Origin of the sequence: Streptomyces dengpaensis, from assembly GCF_002946835.1 — a bacterium.
Classification (GTDB): Bacteria; Actinomycetota; Actinomycetes; order Streptomycetales; family Streptomycetaceae; genus Streptomyces; species Streptomyces dengpaensis.
Map to the genome: position 1 here is coordinate 1,079,755 of NZ_CP026652.1, position 17,539 is coordinate 1,097,293.

The 17,539-nt window shown below is 70.0% G+C and carries 13 protein-coding genes and 2 tRNA genes; 7 read left to right on the forward strand and 8 right to left on the reverse strand.

The genetic code is table 11. The features are described 5' to 3' along the window. Window positions 1-14: 14 nt before the first annotated feature. Entirely contained in the window at window positions 15-1,829 is a 1,815-nt protein-coding gene (locus C4B68_RS05055; protein WP_099502390.1) for a MoxR family ATPase, read from the forward strand. A 36-nt stretch (window positions 1,830-1,865) separates the two neighbouring features. Here C4B68_RS05055 and C4B68_RS05060 read toward each other — a convergent pair whose 3' ends face one another. The 5 genes from C4B68_RS05060 to C4B68_RS05080 all read right to left on the reverse strand — a co-directional run bounded on the left by C4B68_RS05060 (window position 1,866) and on the right by C4B68_RS05080 (window position 4,987). Then, window positions 1,866-3,104: a leucine-rich repeat domain-containing protein gene (locus C4B68_RS05060; RefSeq protein ID WP_240634180.1), complete on the reverse strand. Its 1,239-nt coding sequence runs from the start codon at window positions 3,102-3,104 to the stop codon at window positions 1,866-1,868. Continuing rightward, window positions 3,101-4,444, reverse strand: a complete 1,344-nt coding sequence (locus tag C4B68_RS05065) for an SDR family NAD(P)-dependent oxidoreductase (RefSeq protein ID WP_099502388.1) — start codon at window positions 4,442-4,444, stop codon at window positions 3,101-3,103. The genes C4B68_RS05060 and C4B68_RS05065 overlap by 4 nt, the downstream gene beginning before the upstream one ends. Before the next feature lie 28 nt (window positions 4,445-4,472). Next, window positions 4,473-4,544, reverse strand: a tRNA-Gly gene (locus C4B68_RS05070). A gap of 40 nt (window positions 4,545-4,584) precedes the next feature. After that, window positions 4,585-4,656 (reverse strand) — tRNA-Glu (locus C4B68_RS05075). An 82-nt stretch (window positions 4,657-4,738) separates the two neighbouring features. Then, window positions 4,739-4,987: a WhiB family transcriptional regulator gene (locus C4B68_RS05080; RefSeq protein ID WP_180289274.1), complete on the reverse strand. Its 249-nt coding sequence runs from the start codon at window positions 4,985-4,987 to the stop codon at window positions 4,739-4,741. Window positions 4,988-5,316: 329 nt separating this feature from the next. On the opposite strand from C4B68_RS05080, the gene C4B68_RS05085 reads away from it, so the two are divergent. Next, window positions 5,317-6,108, forward strand: coding sequence for a VOC family protein (locus C4B68_RS05085; protein ID WP_099502503.1), 792 nt, complete (start codon window positions 5,317-5,319; stop codon window positions 6,106-6,108). A 55-nt stretch (window positions 6,109-6,163) separates the two neighbouring features. Here C4B68_RS05085 and C4B68_RS05090 read toward each other — a convergent pair whose 3' ends face one another. Then, window positions 6,164-7,258 carry a LacI family DNA-binding transcriptional regulator gene (locus tag C4B68_RS05090; RefSeq protein WP_099502387.1) on the reverse strand — a complete coding sequence of 365 codons (1,095 nt, stop codon included), beginning with the start codon at window positions 7,256-7,258 and terminating at the stop codon, window positions 6,164-6,166. Window positions 7,259-7,415: 157 nt separating this feature from the next. Between C4B68_RS05090 and C4B68_RS05095 the strand changes: the two genes are divergently transcribed. Further along, window positions 7,416-8,303 (forward strand): hypothetical protein, encoded by an 888-nt coding sequence (locus C4B68_RS05095; RefSeq protein ID WP_099502386.1) that lies wholly within the window; start codon window positions 7,416-7,418, stop codon window positions 8,301-8,303. Here the strand turns inward: C4B68_RS05095 and C4B68_RS05100 are convergent. Beyond that, on the reverse strand, window positions 8,300-9,289 hold the full coding sequence (locus C4B68_RS05100) for a multicopper oxidase domain-containing protein (RefSeq protein ID WP_099502385.1): 990 nt from the start codon (window positions 9,287-9,289) through the stop codon (window positions 8,300-8,302). The genes C4B68_RS05095 and C4B68_RS05100 overlap by 4 nt on opposite strands. 276 nt (window positions 9,290-9,565) lie before the next feature. On the opposite strand from C4B68_RS05100, the gene C4B68_RS05105 reads away from it, so the two are divergent. Continuing rightward, window positions 9,566-11,992: a ThuA domain-containing protein gene (locus tag C4B68_RS05105; RefSeq protein ID WP_099502502.1), complete on the forward strand. Its 2,427-nt coding sequence runs from the start codon at window positions 9,566-9,568 to the stop codon at window positions 11,990-11,992. Next, window positions 11,992-14,193 carry an OmpL47-type beta-barrel domain-containing protein gene (locus C4B68_RS05110; RefSeq protein WP_099502384.1) on the forward strand — a complete coding sequence of 734 codons (2,202 nt, stop codon included), beginning with the start codon at window positions 11,992-11,994 and terminating at the stop codon, window positions 14,191-14,193. The genes C4B68_RS05105 and C4B68_RS05110 overlap by 1 nt, the downstream gene beginning before the upstream one ends. 228 nt (window positions 14,194-14,421) lie before the next feature. Here C4B68_RS05110 and ligD read toward each other — a convergent pair whose 3' ends face one another. Beyond that, a complete protein-coding gene (gene ligD / locus C4B68_RS05115; protein WP_099502383.1) occupies window positions 14,422-15,435 on the reverse strand; it encodes a non-homologous end-joining DNA ligase in 1,014 nt (337 codons plus the stop codon). 421 nt (window positions 15,436-15,856) lie between these two features. On the opposite strand from ligD, the gene C4B68_RS05120 reads away from it, so the two are divergent. Both C4B68_RS05120 and C4B68_RS05125 read left to right on the forward strand, forming a co-directional pair. Continuing rightward, a complete protein-coding gene (locus tag C4B68_RS05120) occupies window positions 15,857-16,303 on the forward strand; it encodes an SRPBCC family protein (protein ID WP_099502501.1) in 447 nt (148 codons plus the stop codon). Window positions 16,304-16,364: 61 nt separating this feature from the next. Beyond that, entirely contained in the window at window positions 16,365-17,435 is a 1,071-nt protein-coding gene (locus tag C4B68_RS05125) for an ATP-dependent DNA ligase (protein ID WP_099502382.1), read from the forward strand. Window positions 17,436-17,539: the final 104 nt, after the last annotated feature.

The following is a 17,539-nucleotide window of genomic DNA, read 5'->3' on the forward strand; positions in this document are numbered from 1 at the left end:
CAGGATCAGGACGGATGACCACCGTTACCAACCCCGGCCGCACCGACCGCACCGCACCCGTGCCGTCCCGCCTCGAGGCGTTCATCGACGCGATGATCGACATGGGGCAGACGGGCCAGGTCTTCGGCGAGCACGGCATCGGCAAGACGGCGACGTTCTTCTCCCATATGGCGCGCGCCCACCCCGACGCCACGCTGGTCTACGTGCCCGCGGCGAATCTCACCCCCGACGATCTGCTCGTCAACGCGCCGGTACGGGACCCGCGCACCGGCGAACTCGTGCTGCGCCAGCTCGTGATGAACCAGCTCAAGCCCGGCACGCCGTTCGTGCTGCTCATCGACGACTCGCTGCAGGCCGGCGAGACCATCCAGTCGCAGCTGATGCAGGTTGCCTGCAACTGGACGCTGGGCGAGCACGATCTGCGGGCCCTGGGCTGCATCGGCGTCTTCCTCACCGACAACGAGTCCCTGGCCGAGACGTCGGCGCGGCGCAGTGACCTCGCCCTCCTGGACCGCATGGTCACGATGCGGATCACCGCGAACGACACGTCGTGGCGCCGCCACCTCGCGGCCACATACCGGGAATGGGACCTGGCTCCGGTCTTCTCGCTGTGGGCGTCCCTCTCCCCCACGCTCCGCGAACTGCTGTCGCCACGCACCCTGGACCACATCCTGGCCAACGCCCGGGAGGGCTTCCCGCTGCGCTGGGGCCTGCCCCTGGTGGACGGCGAGCGGCTGCGCCTCGTCGAGCCCGGTCCGGACGGCAAGCCCGGTCAGAACCGGACGGCGGAGATCTTGAACCGGATCGCCGAGTACGTGGGCGTGTCCAACCCGTCGACGCTTCCCGATCCCGTACGTCAGGTCGTCCGGGCCGCGCTGCGCAATCGCTGGACGGTGCTGCTGCAGGGCCCGCCGGGCTGCGGCAAGACCGAGCTCGTCCGGGAGACGGTGCGCGAGGGGCTGGGCCGGGAGCCGCTGTACTTCTCGCTGCCGGTGACCAACGTCGAGGACCTGTGCGTGCCGATCCCGTCGGCGGACGGCACGCTGGACAATCTGCTCGCGGCGAACTTCACCGGTCCCGAGCCGAAGGCGATCGTCTGGGACGAGTACAACCGGCCCAAGGACAAGGCCGCGTTCGCCAAGTTGATGGAGATCACCCAGGAGTGGTCGCTCGCGGGGCGCCGGATCGAGAACCTGCGGGCGCAGGTAGCCGTACAGAATCCGCCGTACCACCTGGGCCGCAAGCTGCTCGTCTCGCGGAACAACATCGCGCAGGCGACCCGTTTCACGGCCTCGCTGACGGTCGAGCCGGAAGACATCCCGGCCAATGAGTGGCTGCTCGCGCGCTATGGCCCGGACGCCGAGACCGTCCTGGAGTGGTGGAAGCACGACATCGACGACGACGGCCGTGCCTGGATCACCAAGCGGACCCTGGAGCGGCTCATCAAGCTGCACCGGCGCGGACTGCCCCTGGAGATGGCGACCGTCTACCTCGGCGACGGCGAGTACGCGCCGGTGCCGCTGACGGCGCTCATCGACCGGCTGAACGGCCGCCCGGTGGCCGGTCTGCGCGAGCTCGCCCGCGAGGCGGACGTCTGGGAGGCCCGGCTGCGGCGCGCCGCGGAGCACTCCGACGAGGGTGCCGACGACAGCGACGTGGTCCACCAGATCCTCGCCAACGCCGAGCTGTCCCAGCTGAAGAAGCACCGGAAGGTGGTGGGACGGCTGGTTCCCCTGCTGCCGCCGAAGCTGCGGGCGACGTATCTGGTGGGGGCGACGCAGGAGCAGCAGCGGTTCTGGACGGAGATATTCATGGGGATGCGGCGCTGATCACCGGTCGTCTCAGCCGTAGTCCTTGCCGTCGTCTCAGCCGTCGCCGTCGGGGGGTGCCGTGCGGTGGACGCTTCGTACGGCGGCGATGTCAGCCGGGACCGACGGTGGCGGGACATGCGCGCTCAGTGCTTCCAGGCGGCGCTTGATACTGGCCGCGATGCCCTGGCCGAGGACGAAGCGGGTGGCGGTGACGGCGCGCGGTGCGGTGTCGAGGAGGCGGTGGGCCTCGCGGCTGCGCATGCCGGTGTGGGTGAGGACGAGATGGCTGAGGCGGTTCTCGGCACCGGCCAGGGTGTCCGCGATGGCCTGGGCGGCAGTGAGGTCGACGTGGTTGTCGGCCGCGCCGAGGACGGCGGCCGCCCGTACCCGCCCCAGGTCGAGGAGCGTGACCCCGGCCGCGGTCGCCGCCGTCACCAGGCGGGCGGCGGCCTGCGGCCCGATGCCGTTGCTGGCGACGGAGAGCCGGGCAAGCCGCCCGTAGGGCGCCCGGTCGAGCGCGTCGGCGAGACGGAGCGCACCCCGGTCGCCCAACCGCGCGGCCGACACATAGAGTTCGTCGGTCGCACCCGCGGCGATCAACGCGGCCAAGGCCACCGCGCCGTCCGCGCCGAGGGGGTTTCCGCCGAGGAACAGCCGCTCGATGCGGCGACCGCTGTCCGCCGCGGCGAGGAGGGCTTCGGCGAGAACGACCGCGCCCGTCGCGTCGAGCCCGGTCTGCACGAGGTCGAGCGTGCGCAACGACCGTGCGGCCTCAATGAGTTCGGCGGCGGCCGGTCCTCCCCCGCTGCCGAGCGGATTGCGCTTGAGCCACACGCCGGTGACGACGCGCGGCGAGGCGCGCAGGTTGTCGGCGATGCGGCAGGCGCCGCCCGCGGTGATGCCGTTGCAGCCGAGGTAGAGCGTTTCGACGTCCGCGCTCGCGGTGACGGCCGCGGCGCCCTCGTCGCCGAGCCCGTCGGTGCCGAGCAGCAAGTGCCGTACGGGAGACGGCCCTTCGGACCCCGCGACCCCTTCAGACGCTGAGTACCGCTCGGACAGCGCCTCGGCGACGAGCGCGGCGCCCTCAGGACCGATCCCCTGCTTGCACAGATCGAGCCGGCCGTCGGGCAGCGCCGTACCCGTCGTGAAGTCCAGCCGTTCCCCCGCCGGACGGCCACCGCGCAACCAGTCGAGCAGTGGCGCCAGTTCGGCCACCGGACGCGGCACGACGGAGGGCACGCCCGCGAACGCGACTCGGACCTCCGCCCGTGGCTCCGACTCGGGCCCGCTCACCACTCCGCCTCCCGATAGTCCTTGAGGAACACCCCGGACGCGGGCGCGCCCGCTTCACCGCGCACGATCGGGTCGTACACCCGGGCCGCACCGTCCACGATGTCCAGCGGTGTACGGAACCCCGCGTCCGCCATGCGCTCCTTCTTCGGAGCGGGGTTCTCGTCGGTGATCCACCCCGTGTCGACGGCGCACATGTGCACGCCCCGCTCGGCCAGTTCGGCGGCGCTGGTCCGCGTGAGCATGTTGAGGGCTGCCTTGGCCATGTTGGTGTGCGGATGGCCGGCCGTCTTGTTGCGGACGGCGAAGCGGCCCTCGACGGCCGTCACGTCGACGACGTAGCGGCGCGGGTGCGGCGAGGCGAGCAGCAGTGGCAGCAGCCGGTCGCAGAGCAGCGCCGGGGCGAGCGCGTTGACCAGCTGCGTCTCCAGGACCTCGGCCGGATCCAGTTCACCGAGCCGCGCCGACCAGGAGTTGTCCGGGGAGGGGTCGGGCAGCAGCCCGGCCTCGTCGGCCTCGCGCAGCACCACGGGCAGCGCCGAAGGGCCTCCCTCCAGGGCGCGCATCGGTGTGAACCCAGGTGCCTGGCGGGCTCCTTCGGGCAGTTCCGCGTACTCCGCGTCGGCCAGCAGCGCATACGACTCCGGGGGCCGTCGCACCGTCTGCGCGGCGTTGTTCACGAGGATGTCGAGGGGCTCGCCCTCCTGCCGCAACTGCTCGCACAGGCCGAGCACCTGACGTGGATCGCGCAGGTCGACGGCGAGCACCGTCAGCCGGTCCAGCCACTTCTCGCTCTCCGGTTCGGCCCGGAAGCGGCGCATGGTGTCGTGCGGAAAGCGGCTGGTGACCAGGAGTTCGACGCCGTCGCGCAGCATCATCAGGGCGAGCTGGAAGCCGATCTTGACCCGGCCCCCGGTGAGCAGCGCACGGCGCCCGCTCAGGTCGGTGCCGAGCGTACGCCGGGCGGTGTTGTCGGCGGCGCACTCCGGGCACAGCCGGTGGTAGAAGGAGTCGACCTGTCGATAGGGCGTCTTGCAGATGTAGCAGGTGCGGGGCCTGACGAAGACGCCCCCCGCACCGGCCTCGGCGGGGCGGGCCAGCGGCGCGTCCTCCCGCCGGTCGAGCGCGCCGGTCGCGGTCGCGCCCATCGTGGCGGCGTCGGCGGCGGACAGTTCGGCACCGCGCGCCTTCCGCCTGCGCAGTCGTCCGTCGCGCGCGAAGGACGCGGCGACCTGTTCGGCCCGCAGCCGTACCGGGTCGTCAACGAGCAGAGCCCGCAGCTTCCCGACCGTACGGTGGAAAGCGGCCAGCTCGTCCTCCGTGATCCCCCGACCGTCACCCATGTGTCCCCGCCCCGCGTCCGTGCTGTCGTGGTCCCGGCCGGATTCGAACCGGCGTATCCGCCTTGGCAAGGCGACGAGTCTGCCTCTGCTCTACAGGACCCGGATCCCGGTGACCGTGGACCGGACGACCCGCGACGCAGCCCGGACGACCGGATTCGAACCGGCGTATCCGCCTTGAGAGGGCGGCGAGTCTGCCTCTGCTCTACGCCCGGCTGCGCCACCGGGATCTTAACCGCACGCCTGCTCGACCACACCGTGCCGTACGGCTGACGCGTACGACTGAGGGGTACCGGTTCAGTTCTGGGCCCTTCGCCTGAGGCCGAGGCGCTCCTTCTCGGAGAGGCCGCCCCAGACCCCGAAGCGTTCGTCGTTGTTCAGCGCGTACTCCAAGCACGCGGAGCGCATCGCGCACATGGCGCAGATGCGCTTCGCCTCCCGCACCGAGCTGCCCGGCTCGGGAAAGAAGAAGTCGGCCCCCGTCTGCGCGCAGAGTGCCTGCTCCTGCCAGGCCATGTCGGACGCAGTGATCGTTTCCAAGTACATGGGCAAGATCGTGCCTGGCGCCGAAAAACGTTCGATCAACGCGGGATCAATGACGCGTTCCATGGTCCGGGCGAGCCCCGCACGGCGACCTGCTCAAGCGCCCCCTGATGGTGCCCCCGCCGCGCACCCAAGCGCACGGCGGCGCGCAGGGCGCGTGAGAACCGCGCTGGGAGCGTGACAACAAGGAAAGCGCCTGGTCACCCAAGCTGTTCGTGCTCGACGCGCCGGCCCGCCGCCGCGCTCCGACGGCGATTGTCAGTGGTGGGTGGAAGACTCGTCGAGTGCAGGCAACGGTCCTTCAAACGGGACCCTTCAGAGGGAAGGCAATGATGCTCACCACCCGCTTTGTCACCGGCGCCCCGAACTGGGTCGATGTCGGCACCTCCGACATCGACGGCGCCATCGCTTTCTACGGAGGCCTCTTCGGCTGGCAGTTCCAGTCGGCGGGCCCGGACGCCGGAGGCTACGGCTTCTTCCAGCTCGACGGTAAGACCGTCGCCGCCGGTATGCAGACCACTCCGGAGCAGGGACCGCCCTCCTGGACGGTGTACTTCCAGAGCCCCGACGCGGAGGCCACGGCCAAGGCGGCGGAGCTGGCCAAGGGCTCCGTGCTCATGCAGCCCATGGACGTGATGGGCGAGGGCCACATGGCGATCCTCGCCGACGACGCGGGCGTGCCCTTCGGCATCTGGCAGCCGGGCCGCAACAAGGGCCTGGACGTGGCCGGGGACCCCGGCTCGCTGTGCTGGGTCGAGCTCTACACTCCGGACGTCCCCGAGGCCGCCGCGTTCTACGGCTCGGTCTTCGGCTGGAACACCTCGGCGATGCCGTTCCCCGGCGGCACCTACACCTGTATCAACCCAGCGGGGACCGAGGAGGAGGCCATGTTCGGCGGCGTCGTCCCGCTGGCCGACGACCCGACCGAGGCGGAGTCCGGCGCGTACTGGCTGCCGTACTTCGAGGTCACCGACACGGACGCCGCGGTCGCCAAGACCCAGGAGCTGGGCGGCACCGTCCGCATGCCCGCGACGGACCTGGAGGGCGTCGGCCGCATGGCGAAGCTCGCCGACCCGTATGGGGCACGCTTCGCGGTGATCAAGAGCGTGCCGCAGCAGGGCTGAACCCCGCCTGGTCCGGTAGGGGCCCCGATGTGCGGGCCCCTACCGAGCCCATTTCTCAGGCGGAGGCCCGTCGTACGAGTGTCGTCGGCAGCACCACACTGGACGGTGCGTCTCCGAGATGGTCTTCACCGGCCCGGCGGTCGAGATCACGCGCGGCCCCGTGGCCGAGGCCGCGCACAGCCCCACGGTCGAGGCCGCGCAGCAGCAGTCGGGCCATCAACCGGCCGATTTCCTCGATGTCCTGACGGACCGTCGTCAGCGGTGGGTCCGTCTGCTCGGCGACCGGCAGCATGTCGTCGAAGCCGATCACGGCGACGTCGTCGGGCACCCGCCGTCCGCGCTCACGCAGGACGCGCAGGGCGCCCGAGGCCGACAGATCGTTCGCGGCGAACACCGCGTCCACGTCGGGGCGGCGCTCAAGCAGCTCCCGCATCGCGTGCTCGCCGCCCGCGGGCGTGAAGTCGCCCTCGGCGATGAGCGCCGGATCGACGTCGGCCATGACGTCCCGGAACCCGTCGAGCCGGTCGGCCGCGGACGTCTGGTCGAGGGCGCCGGTGATGTGCGCGATGCGCGTACGGCCGAGTCCGGCGAGGTGACGTACGGCCTCGCGGGCGCCGCCCCGGTTGTCGCAGTCGACGTACACCGTGGGTGCGGCGTCGCGGGTGCCGTCGGCCCAGCCCGGGCGTCCGCCGAACACGGTCGGCACGCCCGCGCCCTGGATCAGTCCGGGCAACGGGTCGTGGAGGTGCAGGGAGAAGACGAGCGCGCCGTCGACGTGGCCGCCGGCGAGATAGCGGCCGACGCGTGCGTGGTCGTCGCGGCCCTCCGTGAGCAGCAGCACGAGTTGCGAGTCGTGTGCCGTCAATTCCTTGCTGATGCCGCGGAGTTGGAGTGCGAAGAAGGGGTCCGCGAAGACCCTGGTCTCCGGTTCGGCGATCACGACCGCCACCGCGTCATGGCGCCGCGTGACGAGGCTGCGCGCGGCCTGGTTCGGCACGTACCCGAGTTCTTCGACGGCCCGCCTCACCCGCTCGACGAGCGGCTCCCGCACGCCGTCACCACCGTTCACGACACGCGACGCGGTGGCACGGGAGACCCCGGCCCGCGCGGCCACGGCCTCCAACGTGGGGCGCGACGCTGTCCCGGTCACCTGTGGGCACCTCCTCGGCGGTTGCGGGTCAGGATAACCGCGCCCCCGCACACGCCGTGAGAGCGCTCCCGGATCACCGAAACCTCGGATCTCACAAAAGGCTTGCGCCGACGAGCCGTACGGGATGAAGATCGCCGCATGACCATGAGAAAGGCCCATGACGCCTGACCGCCCCGCGACCCCACTGGCCGCGTTCGCCCGACTCCCGCGCCCTTATCGGGACCGGCACATCGTCCGCAGCACGGTCGACGCCTTCGGGCGCGCGCACTGGCTCCTGACCGACGGGCCGCCCGAATCCCGCGGCAAGGAGCCGTACGACACCGTGGTCGTCACGGTCGGGGACGGCCGACCGCAGGAGACCCATCTCAGCCCGGTGCAAGGGAAGTTCCCCCGGTTCGACGCCCTCCCGGACGGCGGATTCGTCGTCGCGGAGACGCGCAGTGGCGTGCACGAGGAGCATGCGCAGGTCTTCGACGCCCTCGGACGCCTCTCCTGGACGTTTCGCGTGGGGGACGGAATCGAGCACCTGCTGGCCGACGAGGCCGGCGACCTGTGGGTGGGCTACTTCGACGAGGGTGTGTACGGCGACGACGAGCTCAGCTGGCCCGGGCTGCGACGCTGGAGCCACACGGGCGAACCTCTGTGGGCGTACCACCCGGAGGACGGCGGCGGCACGATCAGCGACTGCTACGCGCTCAACGTCAGCGGCCGCTCGGCGTGGGCCTGCGCCTATACGGACTTCTCCCTGCTGGAGATCGGCCCGGACCGGGGTGTGCGACCCCACGCCAACCAGGTCCGGGGTGCCAACGGACTGGCGGTCCATGACGGTCGCGTGACGTTCTTCGGCGGCTACGTGAACGACCACGACCGGCTCGTCATCGGCGAGCTGACAGATACGGGGGTCACCGCCGTCGCGGAGCGACGACTCGTCCGCCCCGACGGCACCGGCCTCGGTCCCCGCCGCCTCGTCTGCCGCGGCCCCCGCATCTACGTCCAGGAAGACCCCTTCACGGAGTGGACCGTGCTCGACATCAGCACCCGCTAGTGCTCATGCGCTTCGTGAGCCTCATGCGGCTCATGGGGCTCATGGGGCTCGTAACCCGGAATCGTCCCGTCCGTCTTCTTCACCAGGAACAACCCCACCATCCCCATGTCGGAATGGCTCTGGACGTGACAGTGGTACATCCACGCCCCGGCCCCGACGCCCTCCCCGGCGATCACCTGGAATCCGAACGAGTCCGCGGGCCCGACGATCTTGTTGTCGATGACCTGGCTCGGGTCGTCCGGCCCGGTCAGCAGCCCCGTACGGTTGTCCGCCCAGCGGTGACCGTGCATATGGAACGTGTGGTAGTACTCGCCGTGCGTGATCATCACGATCTCGACGCGGTCACCCACCGTGGCCTCGAAGTTGGGGCCGGAGTGACCCGTTTTGTTATTGATCGTCATGTCGTTGAAGACGATGGTGAAGGTCCGGTCGGGGAGGATGTCACCCTTGCGGCGGACGATCACTGGGCCGTAAAGGCCCTTCCGAATACCGCCCGTTCCGTGTTCGGTGCCGACCACATGGTCGTGGTAGTGCCAGTACCCCGCGCTCCCCGCGCGCCATGTGCCGTCCTTGCGGCGGCCGGGCGCGTGCGTGCGCCAGGTGTACGTGCGGGTGCCGCCCGGCTCGACGTCGCTCTTGTTCAACTTCGTTCCGTCGCTGGAGATTTCGTAGTCGAGGCCGTGGACGTGCAGGCTCGCCGCCACGTCCATCGTGTTCTCGAACTCGATGTGCAGCGTGTCGCCCTCGTTGAGCTCGATCAGCGGGCCGGGGACCGACGCCTTGCCCTTCTCGAAGCCGTAGCCCATCTGCCCGTCGGCCAGCTTCTCGGCGTACAGCTTGATGTGCCGGACCTCGCCGCCGGCCGGCGCGGACCGCGCCGGGCCGTCGGCGCTCACGGCCCGCGAGGCCATCGACAACGATGTCGCGCCCGTCGCGACCGCCGCCCCACCCAGCAGCATCCGCCGATTGAAGCCGCGCCTGTCCATGCCGAACTCCCCACTCTGGTACGGAATTTGCGGAGATGAACCTGTGAGACGGTAGCTGCCCGCCCGTCGTTTCTCCACACTCAGGACAAAGTTCGTTCCATCCCGGTCGTAGCTATTGGCGAGCCGTAAAAAGAGGTCTAGCTTCCTTGGCGCTGTTGCTGTGACCGACGAGGAGTGGATGACCACATGCGGCTCACATCGCATCAAACGACGTCAGTCTTACGAGGGTTGAGCGCGACAAAACACAGAGGCCGACCCCGTTCCTGGGCCGCCGCTCTGGCCGCCGGAGCCGTCATCGCCGGGGCGCTCTCGGCACCGTCCGCGAGCGCTCGCCCGGCTCCGGATCCGGCGCTGACAACGATGTCCGTCAAGTCGCCGCCGGGCGGCGCCAACGTACGGGTGCTGATCTTCTACGGTTCCGCGGCGGACGGGCCCGAAGCGCCGGTCGTGAACGCCGGAATCGAGGCCGTCGAGAAGATCGGCCTGTCCGGTTCCGCCGCCCAGCGCTTCAAGGTCGAGGCGACAGGCGACGCCTCGGTCTTCACCAACGAGACCAAGCTGGGCCGGTTCAACGCCATCGTGTTCCTCACGGGTGGCGGGGACGTCCTCGATCCGGAGCAGGAGGCCGGGCTCGAGGCCTACATGGAGGCGGGCGGCGGTTTCGTCGGCATCCATGACGCGGCCCGCGCCGAGCCGTACTCGGACTGGTTCACCGGACTCATCGGCGCCCGTCCGGCGAGCACCAGCCCGACGAACATCCAGCGGGCGACCGTTGAGGTCGGTGACCGGCAGCACCCTGCCACCAAGGACCTCCCGGTCCAGTGGAAGCGCCCCGACCAGTGGCTCAACTGGGTGAAGAACCCGTCGGGCGACGTACACACCGTGGCGCGGGTGCGCGAGTCGACGTATCAGCCGGGCGAGAGCAAGAACGGCTGGGACCATCCGGTGAGTTGGTGCCGCGACTACGACGGCGGCCGCTCTTTCTACACCGGTATGGGCGGCACGGTGTCGTCGTACGACGAGACCGAATTCCGTACGCATCTGCGCGGCGCCCTGCTCTGGACGACCCGCCTGGCGCAGGCCGACTGCAAGGCGACCATCAACGCCAGCTACAAGGCGGAGCGCCTGACGCAGCCCAATCAGCCCGGCCTGAACGACCAGATCGGCGAGCCGCACGGCCTGGTCACCGCACCCGACGGGCGCGTGCTCTCCATAGGCCGCGGCGGCGCGGACTCCTCCCGGCCGGTGATCACCGACTGGAACAACCCGGACGTCGGCAAGGGCAAGGGCGAGATCCACGTCTACGACCCGAAGACCAAGAAGGTCACCCTGGCGGGCGAGTTGACGGTCTTCGGCAACAAGGGCGGCGGCGACGAGCTGATCAAGGTCGAGGAGGGGCTGCTCGGCATCGAGATCGACCCTCGCTTCGAACAGAACGGCTGGGTGTATCTGCACTACACACCGCACTCGCAGATCAACCGCGACACGCGGATGGCCGAGCGCCGCGTCTCCCGCTTCACGCTCGATTCCGCCACCGGCAATCTGGACCTGAGCAGTGAGAAGGTACTGCTCAAGTGGCCAGTGCAGATCCACAGTTGCTGCCACGCGGGCGGCGGGATGGCCTGGGACTCGAAGGGCAACCTGTACATCGCGACGGGTGACAACAACTCCAGCCGCTTCAGCGACGGTTACTCGGGCAACAACCCCGTGCCCCACTACAAGGGCGTGTCGTTCGCGGACGCGCGCCGCACCGCGGGCAACACCAACAACCTCAACGGCAAGATCCTGCGCATCCACCCGGAGCCCGACGGCACGTACACGCTCCCGGAAGGCAATCTCTTCACCGGCGAGGAGACCGCCGAGGGCGGCGGCAAGACGCGCGGTGAGATCTATGTGATGGGGGTCAGGAATCCCGCGCGGATCGCCGTCGACAAGAAGACCGACACCCTGTACGCCGGGTGGGTCGGCCCGGACGCGGGCGCGCCGTCGACCACCTGGGGCCCCGCCAAGTACGACACCTTCGCCGTCATCACCAAGGCGGGCAACCGGGGCTGGCCGTACTGCATGGGCAACAACCAGCCCTACCGCGACCGCAATCTGCCCGACCCGACCAAGCCGCTCGGCTGGTACGACTGCGACCACCCCAAGAACGAGTCCCCGAACAACGACGGTCTCGTCAACCTCCCGCCGGTCACCGGCAGCAACATCTGGTACTCGCCCCAGGGCGGCGCTCCGGACTATCCCCGCGACGCGAACGGCATCCCCTCGTACAAGCAGGAGGAGGCCACCTATCTGCTGCCGTGGCTCAAGGGCGGCGGCCAGGCGGCGATGAACGGGCCGGTCTACCGGTACGACGCGACGAGTCCGAGTGACGCGTGGCCCTCGTACTGGGACGGCAAGTGGTTCGTCGGCGACTTCTACGACGCCGACCAGCCGCGCAACGCCGTGCTCACCGACCCGAAGACGCAAGGAGACGGCGGGCTGCCGATCCACTCGGAGTCACTGAAGAAGATCGTGCCCATCGGCAACGACGGCATCAAGAACCTCATGGACTGGAAGTTCGGACCGGACGGCGCGCTGTACGTCCTCGACTACGGGCGCGGCTTCTTCACCTCGGACTCCAAGTCGGCGCTGTGGAAGGTCACTTACACCGGTGGCGGGGCGACCCCGACCGCCGACCAGCTGGCAAGGGGGGCCCAGTGATGCGCCAACGAAGAGTCTGGACGGCTTTGCTCGCCGTGCTGCTGACGCTGCTCGGGCTTCCGGCGACGTCGGCGGCCGGACAGAGCGAAGCCCCGGCACGGGCGGCAGCCGCCCAGGTGCTCACCTGGACGGCCGGCGACGACATCACCAAGTACACGTCGGTGCCGACGACGGCGGTGGCGGGGCCGACGACGATCGTCTTCGAGAACAGCGTGGCGACCGGCAACACCACCGGTATGCCGCACACGCTGACGTTCGCGACGTCCGACCCCGAGTTCAACAGCGACGTCGAGCTCAACATCCTCGCCAACCCGAACGACGACCAGGGCGGCCGCCACACCGCCGAGGTCACGCTCACCCCGGGCCGCTACTTCTACCACTGCACGATCCCCGGCCACGGCCAGATGCAGGGCATCCTCGTCGTGACCGAGGGCAGCGGCGACGACACGACGGCGCCCGAGACGTCGGCGAGCGTGAGCGGTACGCAGAACGGGCAGGGGCAGTACGTCGGTTCGGCGAGCGTGACGATCAGCGCGACCGACACGGGCGGTTCCGGCGTCGACCGGACGGAGTACGCGGTCGGCGCCACGGGAGCCTGGCAGCCGTACACCACGCCCGTCGTGTTCGACCAGGTCGGCAGCCACACGGTTCGCTACCGGGCCACGGACAAATCCGGCAACGTGGCGGCGGAGAAGAGCGTCACATTCACGGTGGTCGCGCCGCCGTCCGACGACACGACACCGCCCGAGACCTCGGCGACGGTGAGCGGTATGCGGAACGATGAGGGGGCCTATCTCGACATGGCCACGGTCACCGTCTCCGCCTCCGACACCGGCTCGGGGGTCAACACGATCGAGTACGCGGTCGATTCCGGCGCCTGGATGCCGTACACCGCACCGGTGATGGTGCATCAACTCGGCGAGCACACCGTGCGCTACCGCGCCACCGACAAGGTGGGCAACGTGGCCGCCGAGAAGAGTGTCACGTTCACGGTGGTCGCGCCGCCCGCCGAGGACACGACGCCACCCGTGACGGGCGTGACCGTCGACGGGACGCTCAACTCCGACGGGGCGTACGTCGGGAACGCCAAGGTGACCGTGAGCGCCATGGACGAGGGCGGTTCGGGAGTCGCCGCGATCGAGTACTCGCTCGACGGCGGGCCCTATCTGGCGTACACCGCACCGGTGTCGGTGGACCGCGTCGGCGCGCACACCGTGGCGTACCGGGCGAGCGACAAGGCGGGCAACACGTCCGAGCCACGGACGGTGAGCTTCACGGTCGCGCCGGGCGGCGGCGTTCCCGCGCCCAACTGCCCTGAGTACGACGAGCGGTTGACGGTGATCGTCGGCACGGTCGACTCGGGCGTACCGAACCGGGTCACCAACAACCGTTGCCGCATCAATGAGTTGATCGAGGACGAGAGGGAGTGGACCTCCCAGGCGCTGTTCCTCAAGCACGTCACGACCGTCCTGGACAAGCTCCTCAAGGAAGGCGTCATCGACCAGCGCGAGGACAACCGGATCACCAAGGCCGCCAAGCAGTCCCGCATCGGCAAGCCGGGCCAGACGGAGGGCTACCGCACGATCTTCGACGGCTCGCAGGCGTCCTTCGACCGGTGGGAACATGTGGGCGGCGGCTCGTTCGGGCGGAACGCCGACGGATCGATGACGTCCGGCACGTCCAAGGGCGGGCTCGGCATGCTGTGGTTCCCGCAGCGCAAGTACGGCGACTTCTCGCTGAAGCTCCAGTGGCGTGACGACGCGCCGGGCACCGGTAACGCCAACTCCGGGGTGTTCGTGCGGTTCCCGGGGGTCCACGACCACCCGGAGGAGTCACGGCCCGAGTGGGTCGCCATCAAGTACGGCCACGAGGTGCAGGTGCTCGACCGGCCGGACGGCGACATGTACAAGACGGGGTCGGTCTACGGCTTCGACCGCGTGGGCCTCGCGGGTGCCGGCGTCACCCAGAAGGGCACCTGGAACGACTACGAGATCCGCGTCGTCGACCAGCACTACTCGGTGTACCGCAACGGCGTGCTGATCAACGAGTTCGACAACCTCGGCGGCCAGGACTTCTATCCGCCGCGCTCGGACGACCCGGGCACGGACGGACGGCGGTTCGCCTCCGGCTACCTCGGGCTTCAGGTGCACGGCACGACGGATGTGATCTCGTACCGGGACATCCGGATCAAGGAGTTGTGAGGGTCCACAGGGACGGCATCGGTCCTGTCTGAGCCGTTGTCAGTGGCGTGCGGCATGCTGTGATCAGTGGCAGCCGTACGCCACTGACGACGGGGAGGTCTGTGTTGCTCACGGGGATCGAAGAGGTCGACCGGGCGTCGATGGGGCACGCCGCCGACCTCCGGTCCCCATCGCGCCCGGGGACCGGTCCTCGTGCGCCGGACGGCGGATCCCGCGCGGTTCGCCGGGCTATTCCTCGTGCTTGGCCCGGCTCGGCTGCACCCGCTTCGGTTCGCCCGGCATCTTCGGGTACTCGGGCGGGTACGGCAGATCGCCCAGGCCGTGGTCGTGCTCGTCGCGGCTGGCGAGTTCCAGCAGGGCCTCCAAAGAGAAGGCGTGGTCGTCCATGTCGGCGTGCACATCGCCCAGTTCGGCGAAGCGTCCCGGCATGGTCGCGAGGTCGAAGTCCTGGGGCTGGGCGTCGTCCACCTCGTCCCAGCGCAGGGGTGCGGAGACGGGGGCGTGCGGGCGGGGGCGTACCGAGTAGGCGGAGGCGATGGTGCGGTCCCTGGCGGCCTGGTTGTAGTCCACGAAGATCTTTTCGCCCCGCTCCTCCTTCCACCAGGCGGTGGTGACCTGGTCGGGCATACGGCGCTCCAGTTCGCGCCCGACGGCGATGGCGGCCCGGCGCACCTGTGTGAAGGTCCAGCGCGGCTGGATCGGCACGAAGACGTGCAGGCCGCGACCGCCGGAGGTCTTGGGCCAGCCGCGCAGATCGCCGTACTCGTGGAGGACGGCGCGCAGTTCGTGGGCGGCGCGTACGGCGTCGGCGTAGTCCGTGCCGGGCTGTGGGTCGAGGTCGATGCGGAGTTCGTCGGGGCGGTCGACGTCGTCGCGGCGGACCGGCCACGGGTGGAAGGTGAGCGTGCCGAACTGGGCGGCCCACAGGACGGCGGCGGGCTCGGTGGGGCACATCTCGTCGGCGCTGCGGCCGCTGGGGAACGTGATGTGGGCCGTGGGGATCCAGTCGGGCATGTTCTTGGGTGCCCGCTTCTGGAAGAAGGACTCACCCGTCACACCGTCCGGGTACCGCTCCAGGGTGGTGGGGCGGTTACGGAGGGCGCGCAGGATGCCGTCGCCGACGGCCAGGTAGTACTGGGCGAGGTCCAGCTTCGTGAAACCGCGCTCGGGGAAGAAGATCTTGCCCGGGCTGGACAGACGTACGGTCCTCCCGGCTACCTCGAGTTCCACCGCGTCGCCCATGCTCGCCACGGTAGGCGCAGGGCGCACGCCTTGCACACCGGGCGAGAGGCCGCGTCACCGAGCAGAATCGGAGCCCTACCTGGCGCCCCTCACGCCGAACCGGCGAGCCTCTGACCCCGAGGGCCCGCTTCGGCAGGCAACGGCGGCCCAGCCGCGCTCGCCGTACGCGCAGATGCGCCGGCCGCAGCCAGGACATGGTGGCCAAGGCGAACAGGCTCTGGCCACCACGTCTTTCCCGGTCGGCCGAAGGTCAGGCGGGCCCACCCCGTCGCAGGGCATGCCGGCCACCCCGTCCGGACTTGCCGGAGTGCGCAGGCGGGCGGTCGGCATAAGGCTGGGGGCCAAGACCGTGCGCAGCCGGACCGCGACCAGCCCGATGCGGCAGCGCCCAACCGCCGAGCCGAGGAAGGGCGTGATCAGCGTGTCCCGGAGCCGCCGTCTGATCCTGAGCTCGCCGTCCGAGGTGTGGAGCCTGCTGTCCGACGGCGACCGCTACGGGGAGTGGGTGACAGGAACCCAGCAGGTGCTCGCCGCGGACCCGAACTGGCCGGCCGTGGGCGCCCGCCTGCAAGTCCGCGTCGGAGTCGGTCCTGTGACCCTCGACGACACGTGCGTCGTCCGCATCTGCGAACCGCGGCACCGTCTGGAACTGGAAGCGAAGGCAGATCCTTTCGGCGCGGCCCGCATCGCCATGAACTTGATCCCCTGGGGCGAGAACACCCTCTTCACCCTCGACTGGCACCCCCTCCGGGGCCCCGGCACCCGGATGCACGGACTCCCCGTGGACTACATCGTCGGGGTCCGCAACGGCATGATGCTGACGAAGCTGGCCCGGATCGCGGTGCGCGAGCACGTCGAGCATGTGTGAGGCCCGGATCGCGCCCGCCGCGCGCCTCGCGCCGGGCGCGCGTGGCTCATAGATTCGAAGCATGGATCTGCCGGTGATGCCGCCCGTGAAGCCGATGCTCGCCAAGTCCGTGGCGAAGATCCCGCCGGACATGCACTACGAGGCGAAGTGGGACGGTTTCCGGGCGATCGTGTTCCGCGACGGCGCCGAGGTCGAGCTCGGCAGTCGCACCGGGAAGACGCTGACCAGGTACTTTCCCGAGCTGGTCGAGGCGTTGCGGGAGCGGCTGCCGGAGCGTTGTGTGATGGACGGCGAGATCGTGATCGCCCGGGAGGGGCGGCTCGACTTCGACGCGCTCACGGAACGGATCCACCCCGCTCAGTCGCGGGTGCGGATGCTGGCCGAGAAGACCCCCGCCTCCTTCGTGGCCTTCGATCTGCTGGCGCTCGCCGACGAGTCGCTGCTCGACGTCCCGCTGGGCGACCGGCGCGCCCTGCTGGTCATGGCGCTGTCGGGCGTGACGGCACCGGTGCATGTGGCGCCGGCGACCACGGACCGCGAGGTGGCGCAGCGCTGGTTCGAGCACTACGAGGGCGCGGGCCTCGACGGAGTGATCGCCAAACCGCTCACGCTGCCCTATCTGCAGGACGAGCGCGCCATGTACAAGATCAAGCACGAGCGGACGGCGGACGTCGTCGTCGCCGGTTACCGCTTCCACAAGAGCGGGCCGGTGGTCGGCTCCCTGCTGCTCGGCCTGTACGACGACGGGGGCACCCTCCAGCACGTGGGCGTGAGCGCAGCGTTCCCGATGAAGCGGCGCGCGGAGCTGGTGGAGGAGCTGGAGCCGCTGCGGATGGAGGAGGTCGAGGAGCACCCGTGGGCGGCCTGGGCGGACGAGGCGGCGCACGAGACGGCACGGTTGCCGGGCGCGCCCAGCCGGTGGTCGTCGAAGAAGGACCTCTCCTGGGTGCCGCTGCGGCCCGAACGCGTGGCCGAGGTGGCCTACGACCACATGGAGAACGGCGTGCGGTTCCGGCACACGGCCCGCTTCCGCCGCTGGCGCCCCGACCGCGCCGCCGAGAGCTGCACATACGCCCAGTTGGAGGAGCCGGCGGGCTACGACCTCGCGGAGATCTTCGGCCCCCAGGACTGACCGCCGCCGACCAGCCCTCAGCTTCTCGCCCACGCACGCCACGCGGCCGATCACCCACTTACTCCACCGCCGATGTGCCGTCCTGTACTCCGCCTCCGATGTGC

What these genes read in the sequence shown, in the direction of transcription:
- C4B68_RS05055 (WP_099502390.1), top strand. Translation starts at nt 15, where the DNA reads ATGACCACCGTTACCAACCCCGGCCGCACCGACCGCACCGCACCCGTG.
- C4B68_RS05065 (WP_099502388.1), bottom strand. Translation starts at nt 4,444, where the DNA reads ATGGGTGACGGTCGGGGGATCACGGAGGACGAGCTGGCCGCTTTCCAC.
- C4B68_RS05080 (WP_180289274.1), bottom strand. Translation starts at nt 4,987, where the DNA reads ATGTACTTGGAAACGATCACTGCGTCCGACATGGCCTGGCAGGAGCAG.
- C4B68_RS05085 (WP_099502503.1), top strand. Translation starts at nt 5,317, where the DNA reads ATGCTCACCACCCGCTTTGTCACCGGCGCCCCGAACTGGGTCGATGTC.
- C4B68_RS05095 (WP_099502386.1), top strand. Translation starts at nt 7,416, where the DNA reads ATGACGCCTGACCGCCCCGCGACCCCACTGGCCGCGTTCGCCCGACTC.
- C4B68_RS05100 (WP_099502385.1), bottom strand. Translation starts at nt 9,289, where the DNA reads ATGGACAGGCGCGGCTTCAATCGGCGGATGCTGCTGGGTGGGGCGGCG.
- C4B68_RS05110 (WP_099502384.1), top strand. Translation starts at nt 11,992, where the DNA reads ATGCGCCAACGAAGAGTCTGGACGGCTTTGCTCGCCGTGCTGCTGACG.
- ligD (WP_099502383.1), bottom strand. Translation starts at nt 15,435, where the DNA reads ATGGGCGACGCGGTGGAACTCGAGGTAGCCGGGAGGACCGTACGTCTG.
- C4B68_RS05125 (WP_099502382.1), top strand. Translation starts at nt 16,365, where the DNA reads ATGGATCTGCCGGTGATGCCGCCCGTGAAGCCGATGCTCGCCAAGTCC.